Origin of the sequence: Sulfitobacter sp. 1A12779, from assembly GCF_043557315.1 — a bacterium.
Lineage (GTDB): Bacteria > Pseudomonadota > Alphaproteobacteria > Rhodobacterales > Rhodobacteraceae > Sulfitobacter > Sulfitobacter faviae.
In genome coordinates, this window is sequence record NZ_JBIFFU010000010.1 from 25,329 (window position 1) to 39,483 (window position 14,155).

Sequence of the window (14,155 nt, forward strand, 5' to 3'; positions counted from 1 at the left end):
CTCAAGGCGCTGCTGCCATACCGTGCCAAGAGTTACCTCCCCGACTGGCCGCGCCTTATGTGCGGCCCTTTTTCATTCTAGAAAGGTTGCGAATGTTTCAGCCAGGCTCTGACATCCAGCGGACAAGCACGCTGACCTCATTTCTGAAGGGCTGCGGCATTGACAGTTACGAGGAACTCGTCCGCCGTTCGAATGAAGACCCAGACTGGTTCTGGGGCCAGATCATTGACCATGCCGGGATACGGTTCGCGCGGCCCTACAGCCGGTTGCGAGATATCTCCGAAGGGCCCGAATCGATCCGGTGGGCCGTCGGGAGTACTTTGAATCTGACGGAAACCTGTCTTGACGCCCGAATTGCCGATGGCTTGGGCGACAAGGTCGCAATCGACTGGGTCGGCGAAGACGGAAGCCGCCGCCGCTGGACCTATTCCGACCTTACCGCCGAAGCCTCCCGCGTCGCCTCGGCCCTTGCCACGCGCGGTGTAAGGCCCGGTCAGGCGGTGGGCATCTATATGCCGATGATCCCCGAAATCGAGGCCGCGCTTCTGGGTATTGCCCGGCTGGGCGCGGTTGCGGTGCCGCTGTTTTCCGGTTTTGCGCCCCATGCCATCGTATCGCGCCTGAACGACGCGGATGCCGTGGCGGTGTTGACGGCGGATGCCACACCCCGGCGAGGCAAGCCGGTCTGGATGGAAGCGACCCTTGCCCAGGCTTTGACCGACGTACCATCGGTTCATACCGTGATCAGCCTGCGACGGTTCGGCGATGCGGTGGCCGATCCGGCCCGCGATCTGGACTGGACCGAAACAGTGGGCCGCGCCAGTCCGGAGTTTGCCGCCGTTCCCGTCAGTGCCGATGACACCTTTCTCATCGCCTATACATCGGGCACCACCGGGCGGCCCAAGGGTGTCGTGCATACCCATTTGGGCGTGCAGGCCAAGGCCACGGCCGATTTCCTGCTTTGCCTCGACATGAAACGGGATGACCGGCACCTCTGGATGACCGACATGGGGTGGGTCATGGGACCGCTCACCCTTTTATCGGTGCTCTTGTCCGGTTCGACTCTGGTGCTGGCCGAGGGCGCACCATCAATGCCCGGCGATCCCTTCAGGCTGCTGCGTCTTGCGTCCGAGATGGAGGTCACGCATCTCGGCGTGGCCCCGACCCTGGTACGGCAGTTCATGACGCAGGATACTGAATCTTTGTCGGGCTACGACTTGTCGTCCCTGCGCATCGTCGCCTCGACCGGCGAGCCCTGGACCGAGGATGCCTGGCTCTGGCAGCTCGATCATATCTGTCGCCGCCGCGCCGTGCCGCTGAACATCTCGGGCGGGACCGAGCTTTTTGGCGCGATCCTGACCTCGACCGTGCTGCACGAGCTCAAGCCCGGCGGATTTTCGGCCCAGGCCCTGGGTGTCGGGGCCAAGGTTCTGCGCCAGGACGGCAGCGAAGCCGCACCGGGCGAGGTCGGCGAACTGGTCGTGACCCAGCCGCCTCTGGGTCTGACCCCGGCCATCAGGGGGGACCGCGATCGCTACCTTGACACCTACTGGTCCACCTTCCCCGGCCTCTGGCGGCACGGCGACTGGGTGCGCTGCGATCCGGACGGGACATGGTATATCCTGGGCCGGTCGGACGACACGCTGAACATCGCCGGCAAACGCATCGGCCCGCCCGAGATCGAGGCGGCCCTGACCGAAACCGGAGAGGTGGTGGACGCCGCGGCCATCGCGGCACCTGATGACATCAAGGGCGTGGCTGTCGTCTGCGTCTGCGTGGCGGCACCAAATGTGTCGCCGGACGCGGAGCTCGTGAACCGGCTCAAGGATCGTGTCGGGGAGATCGTCTCGAAACCCTTCCGCCCGCGCGAGATCCACTTTGTCGAAGCGCTGCCCAAGACCCGCAGCATGAAAACCATGCGCCGTGTCGTGCGCGCCGCCTTTCTCGGTGAAGATCCAGGCGATCTGTCGTCGATCAGCAACCCGGAAACCATTCAGCCCATCGCAGACCTGCAAAAGGAAAAGTCATGATCACTGTTTTCGGAGCCACGGGCACGACTGGTGCGCCCCTCGTCGACACGCTTCTGGCAAAAGGCGCGACCGTGCGCGCTGTCACCAGCGACCTCTCAAAGTTAGACGCGCTAAAGGCCAAAGGATGCGAGGCGGTCGTCGCGGATTTCACGGACCCTGCCGCGCTGGCGCGGGCCTGTGACGGGGCAGAAAAGATATACCTGGTCACGCCTGCCCATCTGAACATGCGCCAGTGGAAGGCGAACGTGATCGAGGCGGCCAAGGCCGCGGGCGTGCGCCATATCGTTGTGGCCACGGGGCTTGGCGCGTCGCCCAAGGCGGGGCTGACCTTTGGAAAGTGGCATTCCGAAACCCAGGAGCTGCTGAAGCAAAGCGGCCTTGACTGGACCTTTGTCCAGCCGACCTATTTCATGCAGAACCTGCTGTGGCAGGCCGGTAACATTGCAAAGGACGCCGTGTACTATGACGATCTGGGCGGCCCCGTGGCCTGGATCGACGCCCGCGACATCGCGGATGTCGCCGCCGAGGCGCTGACCGCTCCGGGTTACGAAGGCAAGGCTCTTGGTCTGACCGGGCCCGAAGCTCTTACCGGAGAAGATATCGCCGCCCTCCTGTCCAGGGTGACCGGGCGCACTGTCACCTGCGCACCCCTGTCGGCCGAAAATGCCAAGGCGGGCATGGTGGCTGGCGGAATGCAGGACGAGGTCGCCAGAGCCATGGTCGAATTGGCTTCCATCGCGCCCAAGGGCTACCTTGCCGGCATCGAGACCACGGTCAGCGATGTGATGGGACGCCCGGCGCGCCGATTTGCCGATTTCGTCGCCGAGAACCGGGATGCTTTCGTCAAGTAACCTGATGGCGGCGCCGCTTTATCTCGAACTGGCGCCGCCTGAGGAAGCGGCCAAACAGATCGACCATTTGTTCGTGTTCCGCGATACCGGTGTGCTGAGCGGTGGTGGACGCGGGCGGTTCGCAACCGACCTCTTTACCCTTTCGGTAACGCGCGACGACAGCGGCGGCGGGCGCGTATCGCTGGCAGAACCGCGCCCCTATTTTTCGCCCCGCCCAAGGCCATTCCAGGGTGTCGTGGCCGGGCTGCGACTGTCGTCACGACCGCAGCGATTTCCCGACTCCAAAGGGCTGGACATGCTGGCCTCAGAACTGGCCCGGATTCAGACCGGGGACGATGACCTGCCTGCGCTCATCGCGGTGCTTGACGGCCTTGCGAGAGACCTGAGCTTTGCCGCACCAACCGGAGCTTACAGCGACCGGACCAAACGTCGAAAGGTGCGGGCGGAAACCGGCGTGTCGCGGCGGCGGCTTGCGACCTTGCGACGCTTTCGCCGGGCTCTCGGGCAGCTTGCGTCAAAGACCCTGCCGCTGAGCGATCTGGCGCTGGACGCCGGATATTACGATCAATCTCACTTGTCCGCCGCTTGCCGGATCTTCGCCGGCAAACCGCCCGGCGCGTTGCGCGCTCTGTCTATTCCGCGTCGTTTTGACCTTTCGCTACAAGATACGCGCCTCAAAGACCGCCTAAGATTGGTCATTGACGAATGAAATCGAAGAGGAAGACCCGCCATGACACAATTCAAACCGAAAAACCCCGACTATGACGCACGCGTGCGCAACAGTTTCGATCGCCAGAAGGTGATGAACACGTTGGGGATCAGCATTGCCGAGTTGTTACCCGGCCGCATCGTTCTGGAAATGGCACATCAGGTTGCACTGACCCAGCAGCATGGGTTTTTGCATGCCGGAATCGTGTCGACAGCGCTGGACAGCGCCTGCGGATACGCGGCCTTTTCGCTGATGCCAGCGGACGCGGCAGTGTTGACGGCCGAATTCAAGATCAACCTACTCAACCCGGCGGACGGCGAACGGTTTCGCTTCGTCGCTGACGTGGTGAAACCAGGCAGGACGCTGACCATATGCGAGGCGCGTGCCTATGCCGTGAAGGGCCAGGATGAAAAGCTCGTCGCAACGATGACCGGAACGCTCATGGCGCTGATCGGGCGGGCGGGGGTCGCGGACTGAGCGCAACCCGGCCGCAGCACATCCGATCCGGGCGGTCGGGCCGATTATTCAGACAGCTGGATCAGCTGTTCCAGCGGCTCGCGACCTCGGCCAACCGTTTCCCGTAGGCGCGCGCGGTATCCAGATCGCCGCCAGCAGGTTCAGACCTGTCAAGCGGTAATGTTAGCTTTTAGCAGTGCGGTCGCCGATTGTCCGTCGTCAGGGTTTTTCGGAGAGCTGAGACTGTATCGTAACGGAGGATCTGGTTCGGTTTCTGTTCAAGTTTATGCGGCAGCGGCCTGATGCTGCAACCGTAATTGGAACGGATGGACGCCCACGGTGCCGATGGGCTGCCGTCACGCCGGAGTTTCCAGTCAGGGCTGAGCTGGCGCACCATTCTGGCCAAGCGCGAGAACTTTCGTGCTGCCTTCGCCGGGTTCGACTTTCGGGGAGTTGCGAACTTTGACGACAACGACATTGAGCGCCTACTTGCCGATGAAGGAATTGTTCGCTATCGAGGCAAGATCGAAGCCGTGATCAACAACGCTCGCCGTACTTTCGAGGTCGTCCAAGAGGAAGGCTCCTTCGCCGCATTCATCGATCACGTCCCAATTGGTGGTGTAGCTCAAGGCTGGCCAGCTGGTTTTCGGCGCGCCGAGCTGGTCAGTCCGTCTGCGCGGCAGGCAGGCTGACGATGGGATCATCGCAGACGGGCCCAAGGTTTCCAGTGTCATGTAGCGAGAGCGCTGGACGGCCCATTCCTCAGTCTGCTCCATCAGGATCGCGCCGACGAGACGCCGGATCGAGGCTTCATTGGGAAAGATCCCGACGACATCGGTGCGCCGCTTGATCTCGCCGTTCAGACGTTCGATCGGATTGGTCGAGTGTAACTTCGCCCGGTGTTGCTGGGGGAAGGTCATGTAGGCCAGCACGTCCTCCTCGGCGCCATCCATGAGGGTCGCGAGCTTGGGCAGCTTGCCCCGCATCTGGTCGGCGACGTTTCGCCATTGGGTCTTGGCCGCCGCATGGTCCGGCTGGGCGAAGGCGGTGGCGATGAAGGCTGATATGACGCGACGGCTGCTCTTGCCGGCATGGGCGAGCGCATTTCGCTGGAAATGCACGCGGCAGCGCTGCCAGGTGGTGGACAGGACACGCGCCGTGGCAGCCTTGATCCCCTCGTGTGCGTCGCTGATCACCAGCTTCACCCCGTTCAGTCCGCGGCGCACCAGGTCGCGCAGGAAATCGGTCCAGAACGTCTCGGCCTCGGACGGCCCGATGGACATGCCCAGCACCTCGCGGCGCCCGTCCGTGTTGACGCCGACGGCAATGGTCACGGCGACGGAGACGATACGACCGCCCTGTCGGACCTTGAGATAGGTGGCGTCGATCCAGAGGTAGGGCCATTCGCCCTCGATCGGGCGGGTGAGAAAAGTATCGACGCGTTCGTCGATTTCCTCGCACAGGCGGCTGACCTGGCTCTTCGAGATGCCGGTCCCGCCCATCGCCTGGACCAGATCGTCCATGGATCGGGTCGAGACGCCGTGGACATAGGCCTCCTGAATGACCGCCGTCAGGGCCTTCTCGGTGGCCCGGCGCGGCTCGAGAAAGGACGGGAAATAGCTGCCGCTGCGCAGCTTTGGGATGCGCAACTCCACGTTCCCGGCCCGCGTCTGCCAGTCCCGATCTCGGTAACCGTTCCGCTGCACAAGCCGTGCCGGATTCTTCTCGCCATAGTCGGCGCCTGTCTTCGCGCCAACCTCGAGTTCCATCAGCCGCTCGGCGGCAAAACCGATCATATCTCGAAGAAGATCGGCGTCTGCGCTCTTCTCCACAAGCTCTCGCAGGTCCATCATGGGTTTGGTCATCGGGGTCTTCCTTCGGTTCAGGTTGGTTCAGCAACCCGACCCTACCGAAAATTTTCCGATGACCACCGCGCCCTTGATGCCGTCCTACAGCGCCTCATGCGGAACGCGGACGCCATCAAGGGCGCGACCCAGAGTTACACCTCTCCAAGGGACGTGACCCATTCATCTGGCTATATGAACCTGCCAAGGACGACGCACTGCCACAAATGCGGTCCAAATCACCAGCGTCCGAGACCCTTTCCAAAGACCTACGAAAGCTTGGCTTCAAATTCGTGGGACCGACCACCGTATATGCATTCATGCAGGCCATGGGATTTATCAACGATCACGCAGAAGTCTGTTGGATGCGAAAGGACGTCGAAACAGCCCGAAACACCCTTCGCACACCGACATAGGCAACTGTCGGCCAATTAACGTGAAAAAAAATTCAGGGCCACTTAGCGTGGAAAGTCACAGACAGGTTTCGCGTCAGTCGACCGAGACTTCAGAGCCTTGAGAGTAGCGTGGCCAATTGAGCGGCGTCTTTGGGTTTCAGCTTTGCGCCGATCCTTTCCGACAGAACCCGTTCATAGATCGGCCACATCGCCCTCCTGACAGATTTACCCTTTTCAGAGATAGAAATGTTTTGACCTCGCCCATCTTCCAAGCAGTCCTGTCGGTCCACCAGCCCTGCTTTCACCATACGGTTCAGCAACCGCGATGTACCGTATTGGGGTAACAAAATCCGGTCTTTGAGTTCGAATGGCCGGAGTCCGTCTGGGCCTGCCTTCTCGAGTTCCAGAAGCGCGTCATACCATGCAAGTGGCGGGTATCCTGCCGATTTCAGAGACGTTTCGACAGCCTCAAGCAAAACGCGGCTTTTAGTCATGAGGGCTGTCCAGGCGGCCTCAGTAGCATGGTCAATCTCGTTCATACCCAGCACCTATCATGTACATGTAAGTGCATCAACCTTGACGCGGCATATGACGCGGCATATATAGATGCCAATGCATCGACATATGGGATCATATCATGTCACAATCGCACCTCACAGAATTTGGGATATTCCTGCTCCGTATAGCACTCGGGATCATGTTCCTGGCGCACAGCCTGTTTCTCAAGCTCTTCATTTTCACACTTCCCGGAACGGCGCAGTTCTTCATTTCGATCGGGCTGCCCGGCTGGTTTGCTTATATGGTCTTTGCAGTCGAGGCGATTGCCGGTGCCCTTTTGGTCCTCGGCGTACAGGCTCGGTGGGTCGCATCGGCGACCGTGCCCATCCTGGCCGGTGCGACCTGGGCTCACTCCGGAAACGGCTGGATGTTCGGATACGAGAACGGCGGGTGGGAATACCCGGCCTATCTGACGCTGCTTGCCATCGTGCAAGGGCTTCTGGGCGACGGCCGTTTCGCCCTCAGCCCTTCCTTCGCGCCCGGTAACGTGCAGATGGCGGGAGAGACAACATGAGCCTCCACCTCATTAGCCATGCGCTCTGCCCATATGTGCAGCGCGCGGCGATCTCGCTCACTGAGAAAGGTGTCACGTTCGAGAGAACTGACATCGATCTTTCGAACAAGCCCGACTGGTTTCTTGCCATATCTCCGCTGGGCAAGACGCCTGTCCTGGTTGTGGACGGGACGCCGATTTTCGAATCTGCGGTTATCCTCGAATATCTTGAGGATACACAACCCCACGCGCTCCATCCGCACGACGCTCTCGATCGCGCCCGCCACCGTGCCTGGATTGAATTTGGATCTGCTGTCTTGAACGACATTGCGGGGTTCTACTCGGCGCCGAACGAGAAAGCGTTGGAAGAAAAAGTGGCGGCGCTCCGCTCAAAGTTCCTTCGGCTGGACGCGGAGCTTGGGGAGGGACCATGGTTCGATGGCCACCGGTTCAGCCTCGTCGATGTCGTATTCGGCCCGGTCTTCCGCTATTTCGACGTTTTTGACACCATCGGAGAGTTTGGCGTCTTCACAGGGCTTGCCCGTGTAAGGGCCTGGCGACATGAACTGGAGCGTCGGGTTTCTGTGAAGAATGCCGTCAGTGAAGATTACCCGACCCTTCTGCGTGACTTCATCAGACGGCGCAATTCTTACCTGTCCCAGATCATGCAGACAGGAGGGCCGAAGAAGACAGTTACACAGGTGCGATCGGCTGACCGCTGATCACTTGATATCGTTTTGTCGGGCCGCAGTACAGAACCGGACGTTTGAGGTCGCTTGGCGAATGTCCGCTTTGTCCCGCACATCGGATAGTCGCCGACTTTCCCTTGAAGGCCCGCAGCAGCGTCAACCGGCACTTGCCGGCATTCCATGCCCGTCCGTGCGAAGCGCCGGGTTACCTGCTGCTCCCACAGCGCAACCTGGAACAAACCACCGATCGCGCTGATTAATGGCTTAGGGATCGAAGAATCCTCCTGAGCTCAATCCCCCGGAATACCCGCAGCCCTGTGGTCCGACAGAGGGCAGCACATCAATCGCGGGTCAATCTATCCCAGTTGGTGGACCTCTTTCAGGGGGCTACTCCAAAGGGCGGGGATGAGAAGCTCATCGCAACGATGAAAGGAACGCTTATATCGCTAGTGGGGCGAACGGGCGTGGCGGGGTGACGATCGGGTCAGAGCGAAAATTAATCTGCGAGCCGGGCTTCGAGGATATGCCGCTGGACCTTTCCGCTGGTCGATCTGGGAAAGTCCTCGAACGCGATGAAGCGAATTTCGCGCGGTCGCTTATAGCCAGCCAGGCTTTCGCGGCACAAGTTCAGCAGCGCCTCGGCATCCGGCCCGTCATCGTCACAGGCGACAAAGGCCACCGGGCTTTCCCCCCATTTCGCGTCGAAGGCCCTGACCACGGCAGCATCGATCACATCGGGATGGGAAAGAAGCACACGTTCGATTTCCGCCGGATAGACGTTTTCACCTCCGGTCTTGATCAGGTATTTCGCCCGATCCACAAAGTCGACGGTGCCGTCCGCATTGCGCCGGAACAGATCGCCCATGTGGAAAAAGCCGTTGCGAAAGTCACGGGCATTGGTGTCGTCGGCGTTCCAGTACCCGGAAAACAGCGTCGAACCCCGAAGCGCCATTTCGCCCGGCGTTCCATCGGGGACTTCGCGGTCGTCGGGATCGACCAGTCGCACCTCGCAAAAGGCGCTGATGCGCTTGGACAGCCGGTCCGGGGTCACACCCGGCGCGATCAGATCGGCGGTTCCCGGCGGCAGGCCGGTTTCGGTCGCCCCGAAGGAATTCAGATAGGGCGTGTCCAGAAGACCGGTCAGTTCCGCGATCTGATGCGGCGGCACCAGATCAGCCATTGCGCCGCAAACCTTGATCCCCTTCAGCGGCAAAGGGTTGGCGTGCCGTTCGTTAATAAAAGCCTCCAGTGCCCCGGGCATCATCACGAACCAGCCGATCCTGTGGCGTGACAGCGCCTCGTTGATGACGGCGGGCTGCAGCCCGTCCACCATCACCACGGTCCCGCCCCGCAGGATCGTTGCCAGCGCATGATCGGTGGAGGCCATGTGGAACATCGGCGCCCAGGCGATGAACCCGTCGCCGGGATCCAGCGCCAGCTGGGCCGCAAAAACCATGGATCGGGCGATATGCGCGCGGTGGCTGATATGCGCCCCCTTGGGCAGGCCCGTGGTCCCCGAGGTATAGAGGATCGTCAGACCGGCCTCGGGGTCGTCAACCATGGTTCCGGTGCGCGGGTCCGGCTCGACCCCGGCAATGGCCGTTTCCAGGTCTGGCCCGACGGTTAGACAGGGTGTCGACGCGACGGCGCGGTAAGCTTCTGAAAGTTCCGGTTCGACAACCGCGAGAACCGGCTCGACCAGATCGATGCAGTGCCGCAGTTCATCGGGGGCAAGCCGCCAGTTCAGACAGGCGACGATCGCGCCGATTCCCGCTGCTGCAAGTTCGACCTCCAGGTATTCTGAGCGGTTATGCGACAGGATCGCGATCCTGTCTCCGGGCGCCACGCCTCGTGCCAGAAAGACAGCCGCCAGACGATCGACCCGCTCCAGCAGTTCTGCATAGGTCAGTTTCCTGCTGCCGTCCTCGATGGCGAGGGCGCGGGCGCAGTCATGTGCGCGGGTTCGAAAGATCGAATACAGATCAGCGCGCCCCGCGCGGATGACGTCGGTCAGCATAGTTTCCCCCTTGCCCGAGCCTCGGTTCAGAGATCCTGCGCCAGGCGCACGCCCTCATCAATGGCGCGCAGCGCATCCAGTTCGGCGGCCTCCTTTGCCCCGCCGATCATCGTAACCGGGACGCCGCGCGCTACAACCTCTTTGGCCAGGGCTCGTTCCGGTTCCTGACCGGTGCACAGCACAATTGTATCGGCTGCGATGACCGTCGGGTTTCCGTCCGCGACGATGTGCAGCCCCGCATCGTCGATATGTTCATAGGTCACCCCGCCCATTGCCTCGACCCCATGTTTGCGCAGCGCGTTGCGCAGGATCCACCCTGTCGAAACACCAAGCCCCGCGCCCGGTTTAGCGGTCTTGCGCTGCAGCATGACGACCTTGCGGCGCGACGGCTTCGGTGCCAGAGGGTCGCCCGCCAGGGCACCCGAGGAGACAAATTCGGGGTCCACACCCCAGGTTTCGCAAAAGACGTCGGAATTCGCGGTCTCGGCGGGTTTGGTCACTAGGAACTCGGCCACATCATGACCGATGCCCCCCGCCCCCATCACCACGACACGGTCGCCCGCCTCGCGGTCACCGGACAGAATTTCGGCGTAGGTCGCGACGCTGGGATGGTCGATACCCGGCAGGTCGGGAATGCGCGGCGTGACCCCGGTGGCGATGACCACATGGTCAAATCCCTCAAGATCGCTCGCCTCTGCCCGCTGTCCCAGACGCTGCGTGACCCCGTGTTTCTGCATCTGACCGGCATAATACCGCAGGGTTTCGTCGAATTCGTCCTTGCCTGGTGCGGCGCGGGCCAGATTCAGCTGACCGCCCAATTTGTCCTGCGCTTCGAACAGGGTGACATCGTGGCCCAGCCGCGCCGCCTCGGCGGCTGTGGCCATGCCCGCGGCACCACCGCCAACGACGGCCACTTTCTTTGGCGTGTCGGTTGGCGTATCCCGGAATTCCGTTTCACGCCCGGCCCTTGGATTGACCAGACATCCGACCGGCCGGTCCGAAAAAATGAAATCCAGGCAGGCCTGGTTGCAGGCAATGCAGGTGTTGATCTCGTCTGCGCGGCCCTCGCGCGTCTTTTTCACGAAATGCGGATCGGCCAGAAACGGGCGCGCCATCGAGATCATGTCCGCATCGCCAGAGGCAAGTATGTCTTCTGCAAGCTGGGGTGTGTTGATCCGGTTCGAGGCGACTACCGGGATCGACACCGCCGCTTTGACGTTGGCTGCCGCCTTGCGCCAGGCACCGCGCGGCACCGGGTAGGCGATCGTCGGCACGCGGGCCTCATGCCAGCCGATGCCGGTGTTCAGGATATCCGCACCCGCAGCCTCGATCTTGCGGGCCAGTGCGGCAATTTCATCGGCGGGCGCGCCGCCCTCGACCAGATCGGCCGCCGAAATCCGGTAGATGACCAGAAAGTCGGGGCCGCAACGTTCGCGCACCGCGCGCACGATCTCGACCGGGAATCGGTGGCGGTTCGCGGCGCTGCCGCCCCAGTCGTCTTGGCGCTTGTTGGTGTGGGTGACGGTGAATTCGTTGATCAGGTATCCTTCGGACCCCATGATCTCGACGCCATCAAAGCCTGCGGCCTGCGCATTGGCGGCCGCCACGGCAAAATCCTCGATGGTACGGAGAATGTCGGCTTCGGTCATTTCACGCGGGATGAAACGGTTGATCGGAGCGCGGATCGGCGACGGGGCCACACACCCTTCGATCTTGGCATAGCGCCCGGCGTGGAGGAGTTGTGCGCAGATCAGGCTGCCTTCGGCCTGCACCGCCTCGCAGATCGGGCGCAGGTCAAGCGCTTCTTCCGGGTCATCGATTCTCGGACCTTCTGGATCGAATATGCCCTCGGCATTGGGCGAAAACCCGCCGGTGACCAGAATCGCCGCCTCCCCCCGCGCACGCTCGGCGTAAAATGCGATCTGTTTGGCTATGCCGTCGGGCTCGGTTTCCAACCGCGTGTGCATCGACCCCATGATGACACGATTTCGCAACGTATGCTGGCCTGCGCGGATGGGCGAGAGCATGGTTTCAAAGCTTCCATCTGGTCTATTTTTCACTTTGGTTCTCCTCCTCAAAACTGCACTTGATCTACATTCTAACATTTGTTAGATTTTTTTGGAAAGAAGATTTTCGCTCATGGGGAGGAGCACCGATGCAATTCCAGCCTACAGACGATCAGAAGGCGTTTCGCGAGACCGCAAAGCGCTTCGCAACTGAAAGGCTTGCGCCCACATATCAAGAACGCGCCAGCGGCCATACATTCGACCGTGCGCTGATCAAGGAGATGGGCGCACTGGGGCTGATCGGGGCCGATCTGCCCGAGGAATTCGGGGGACTCGGCGAAAGCTCTGTCACGTCAGGGCTGATCGTCGAAGAGATCGCCTATGCCGATTTCAACGCAAGTTACGTGCAGCTTCTGGGCTCTCTCATGGGCGGAATGGTTGCCAAACATGCCTCCAAGAACATCGCGTCGGAATGGGTGCCCAAGGTTGTTTCGGGTGATGCCGTCATTGGTCTGGGCCTGACAGAGCCGCGTGGCGGTTCGGATGCGGCGAACCTGATTCTGAGGGCCGAGAAATCCGGCAACGGCTGGCGGCTGAACGGTGAAAAGACATCCATGAGTTTTGCCAGTCAGGCGGATGCGGCGGTCGTCTTTGCCCGTACCGGCGATCCTGACGGCGGCTCACGCGGGGTCAGCGCCTTTTTCGTCGATCTGAACCAGGAAGGCATCAAGCGCACCCATTTTGACGACATCGGCACCAAGCCTGTCGGGCGCGGCTCGGTTTTCTTTGACGATGTTTTCGTGCCGGCTGAAAACATGATGGCGGAACAGGACCGTGCTTTTGGCACGATCATGGCGGGCTTCGACTATTCCCGCGCACTGATCGGGCTGGAGTGCCTGGGGGCCGCGCAAGCGTCGGTGGATGAAACCTGGGCCTACGTTCAGGAGCGCGAGGCATTCGGAGCCCCGATCGTGCAGTATCAGGGTGTCAGCTTTCCCTTGGCCGAGGCCGAGACCCAACTGACCATGATGCGCCAGCTTTGCTATTACACGCTGGACCTGCGCGACTGTGGCCTGCCCCACACCTCTCAGGCTGCCATGTGCAAATGGTACCTGCCCAAAACCGCCTGCGAGATCCTGCACCAGTGCCTGATCCTGCACGGACATTACGGCTACACCACCGACCTGCCCCACCACCAGCGTTACAACGACGTTCTCGGCCTTCAGATCGGCGACGGCACCGCGCAGATTCAGAAGCTGGTGATCGCCCGCGAGAAGGTCGGTCGCATGGCGCTGCAGTATGACAAGAAGGCGAAGGGAGCCTCGAAATGAGCGACCCCATCCTCGTCACTTCCGAGGGCAACACCGGCATCATCGAACTGGCCCGCCCCGAGAAATTCAATTGCCTATCACTTGAGGTGCATGAGCGTATTTCTGTCGCGCGTGCGGAATTCGAGGCGAACCCCGCTATTCGGGCGATCCTCATCCGGGCGCAGGGCAAGCACTTTTGCACCGGTGCCGATCTGGTGGAAGTGAAAGGTAAATTGAACGATCCCGCCGCGCTGGACCATTTCATCGCCTTTGGCATGAACAACCTGCGTGCGCTTGAAACCTCCTCCCTCCCTGTCGTGGTGGCAGTGCAGGGGTTGTGTCTGGCCGGCGGGATCGAACTGATGCTGGCATGCGATGTGTGTTTCGCGGCCGAAAGCGCCCAGTTTGGCGATCAGCACGCGCAATTCGGGCTGATTCCCGGTTGGGGTGGCTCGCAGCGGTTGACACGGTTGATGGGGCAGCGCAGGGCGCTCGACCTGATGTTCTCGGCCCGCTGGCTCAAGTCGGACGAGGCCAAAGAGGCCGGATTGGTCAACTACATCGTGCCGGATGCGGACCTGCACAAGTCTGCGCTGGAATACTGCGAGAAAATCGCCACCCGTTCACGTCCCGGCATCGCCGAGATGAAGCGGTTGGCGCGCGAAGGCGCGGACCTTGGTATCGACCAGCAGATGCGGCTTGAGCGCGATGCCGCCGTGCGCGCACTGCCCAGCGATGACGTGGCGGAGGGCCTCGATGCATTCGAGAACCGGCGCGCCCCCGAATTCAAGGCTTGA

Annotated in this window: 12 protein-coding genes and 2 pseudogenes; 10 read left to right on the forward strand and 4 right to left on the reverse strand. The window is 61.5% G+C overall.

The features are described 5' to 3' along the window. Positions 1-92: 92 nt before the first annotated feature. The 5 genes and pseudogenes from ACGYLQ_RS12810 to ACGYLQ_RS12830 form a co-directional block, all read left to right on the forward strand. A complete protein-coding gene (locus tag ACGYLQ_RS12810; protein ID WP_027264414.1) occupies positions 93-2,030 on the forward strand; it encodes an AMP-binding protein in 1,938 nt (645 codons plus the stop codon). Continuing rightward, on the forward strand, positions 2,027-2,881 hold the full coding sequence (locus tag ACGYLQ_RS12815) for an SDR family oxidoreductase (protein WP_027264413.1): 855 nt from the start codon (positions 2,027-2,029) through the stop codon (positions 2,879-2,881). Before ACGYLQ_RS12810 ends, ACGYLQ_RS12815 begins: the two co-directional genes overlap by 4 nt. A 4-nt stretch (positions 2,882-2,885) precedes the next feature. Beyond that, on the forward strand, positions 2,886-3,590 hold the full coding sequence (locus ACGYLQ_RS12820; RefSeq protein WP_223228098.1) for an AraC family transcriptional regulator: 705 nt from the start codon (positions 2,886-2,888) through the stop codon (positions 3,588-3,590). A 21-nt stretch (positions 3,591-3,611) separates the two neighbouring features. Then, on the forward strand, positions 3,612-4,067 hold the full coding sequence (locus tag ACGYLQ_RS12825) for a PaaI family thioesterase (RefSeq protein ID WP_027264411.1): 456 nt from the start codon (positions 3,612-3,614) through the stop codon (positions 4,065-4,067). Between the two features lie 305 nt (positions 4,068-4,372). Next, positions 4,373-4,642 (forward strand): annotated as a pseudogene (locus tag ACGYLQ_RS12830) (DNA-3-methyladenine glycosylase I); the annotation flags it as partial. 67 nt (positions 4,643-4,709) lie between these two features. On the opposite strand, the pseudogene ACGYLQ_RS12835 reads toward ACGYLQ_RS12830, so the two are convergent. Next, positions 4,710-5,911, reverse strand: a pseudogene (locus ACGYLQ_RS12835) (IS256 family transposase). 197 nt (positions 5,912-6,108) lie between these two features. Here ACGYLQ_RS12835 and ACGYLQ_RS12840 point away from each other — a divergent pair. After that, positions 6,109-6,306 carry a DNA-3-methyladenine glycosylase I gene (locus tag ACGYLQ_RS12840; protein ID WP_258095275.1) on the forward strand — a complete coding sequence of 66 codons (198 nt, stop codon included), beginning with the start codon at positions 6,109-6,111 and terminating at the stop codon, positions 6,304-6,306. Between the two features lie 89 nt (positions 6,307-6,395). Here the strand turns inward: ACGYLQ_RS12840 and ACGYLQ_RS12845 are convergent, their stop codons facing one another. Further along, positions 6,396-6,824 (reverse strand): MarR family winged helix-turn-helix transcriptional regulator, encoded by a 429-nt coding sequence (locus ACGYLQ_RS12845; protein ID WP_036051603.1) that lies wholly within the window; start codon positions 6,822-6,824, stop codon positions 6,396-6,398. 98 nt (positions 6,825-6,922) lie between these two features. Between ACGYLQ_RS12845 and ACGYLQ_RS12850 the strand changes: the two genes are divergently transcribed. Both ACGYLQ_RS12850 and ACGYLQ_RS12855 read left to right on the forward strand, forming a co-directional pair. After that, positions 6,923-7,357 (forward strand): DoxX family protein, encoded by a 435-nt coding sequence (locus ACGYLQ_RS12850; protein ID WP_036051600.1) that lies wholly within the window; start codon positions 6,923-6,925, stop codon positions 7,355-7,357. Continuing rightward, the gene (locus tag ACGYLQ_RS12855; RefSeq protein ID WP_027264407.1) at positions 7,354-8,058 is read left to right on the forward strand and encodes a glutathione S-transferase family protein; all 705 of its coding nucleotides are present in this window, start codon (positions 7,354-7,356) and stop codon (positions 8,056-8,058) included. Before ACGYLQ_RS12850 ends, ACGYLQ_RS12855 begins: the two co-directional genes overlap by 4 nt. 463 nt (positions 8,059-8,521) lie before the next feature. On the opposite strand, the gene ACGYLQ_RS12860 is transcribed toward ACGYLQ_RS12855, so the two are convergent. After that, positions 8,522-10,042 (reverse strand): class I adenylate-forming enzyme family protein, encoded by a 1,521-nt coding sequence (locus tag ACGYLQ_RS12860; RefSeq protein ID WP_027264406.1) that lies wholly within the window; start codon positions 10,040-10,042, stop codon positions 8,522-8,524. 26 nt (positions 10,043-10,068) lie between these two features. Next, positions 10,069-12,069: an NADPH-dependent 2,4-dienoyl-CoA reductase gene (locus ACGYLQ_RS12865; RefSeq protein WP_036051597.1), complete on the reverse strand. Its 2,001-nt coding sequence runs from the start codon at positions 12,067-12,069 to the stop codon at positions 10,069-10,071. A 128-nt stretch (positions 12,070-12,197) separates the two neighbouring features. Between ACGYLQ_RS12865 and ACGYLQ_RS12870 the strand changes: the two genes are divergently transcribed. Both ACGYLQ_RS12870 and ACGYLQ_RS12875 read left to right on the forward strand, forming a co-directional pair. Then, positions 12,198-13,379: an acyl-CoA dehydrogenase family protein gene (locus ACGYLQ_RS12870; RefSeq protein ID WP_027264404.1), complete on the forward strand. Its 1,182-nt coding sequence runs from the start codon at positions 12,198-12,200 to the stop codon at positions 13,377-13,379. Then, the gene (locus ACGYLQ_RS12875; protein WP_027264403.1) at positions 13,376-14,155 is read left to right on the forward strand and encodes an enoyl-CoA hydratase/isomerase family protein; all 780 of its coding nucleotides are present in this window, start codon (positions 13,376-13,378) and stop codon (positions 14,153-14,155) included. Before ACGYLQ_RS12870 ends, ACGYLQ_RS12875 begins: the two co-directional genes overlap by 4 nt.

Coding starts and splice junctions, on each gene's coding strand:
- ACGYLQ_RS12860 (WP_027264406.1), bottom strand. CDS start 10,042: ATGCTGACCGACGTCATCCGCGCGGGGCGCGCTGATCTGTATTCGATC.
- ACGYLQ_RS12815 (WP_027264413.1), top strand. CDS start 2,027: ATGATCACTGTTTTCGGAGCCACGGGCACGACTGGTGCGCCCCTCGTC.
- ACGYLQ_RS12820 (WP_223228098.1), top strand. CDS start 2,886: ATGGCGGCGCCGCTTTATCTCGAACTGGCGCCGCCTGAGGAAGCGGCC.
- ACGYLQ_RS12855 (WP_027264407.1), top strand. CDS start 7,354: ATGAGCCTCCACCTCATTAGCCATGCGCTCTGCCCATATGTGCAGCGC.
- ACGYLQ_RS12865 (WP_036051597.1), bottom strand. CDS start 12,069: ATGCTCTCGCCCATCCGCGCAGGCCAGCATACGTTGCGAAATCGTGTC.
- ACGYLQ_RS12875 (WP_027264403.1), top strand. CDS start 13,376: ATGAGCGACCCCATCCTCGTCACTTCCGAGGGCAACACCGGCATCATC.
- ACGYLQ_RS12845 (WP_036051603.1), bottom strand. CDS start 6,824: ATGAACGAGATTGACCATGCTACTGAGGCCGCCTGGACAGCCCTCATG.
- ACGYLQ_RS12850 (WP_036051600.1), top strand. CDS start 6,923: ATGTCACAATCGCACCTCACAGAATTTGGGATATTCCTGCTCCGTATA.
- ACGYLQ_RS12825 (WP_027264411.1), top strand. CDS start 3,612: ATGACACAATTCAAACCGAAAAACCCCGACTATGACGCACGCGTGCGC.
- ACGYLQ_RS12870 (WP_027264404.1), top strand. CDS start 12,198: ATGCAATTCCAGCCTACAGACGATCAGAAGGCGTTTCGCGAGACCGCA.
- ACGYLQ_RS12810 (WP_027264414.1), top strand. CDS start 93: ATGTTTCAGCCAGGCTCTGACATCCAGCGGACAAGCACGCTGACCTCA.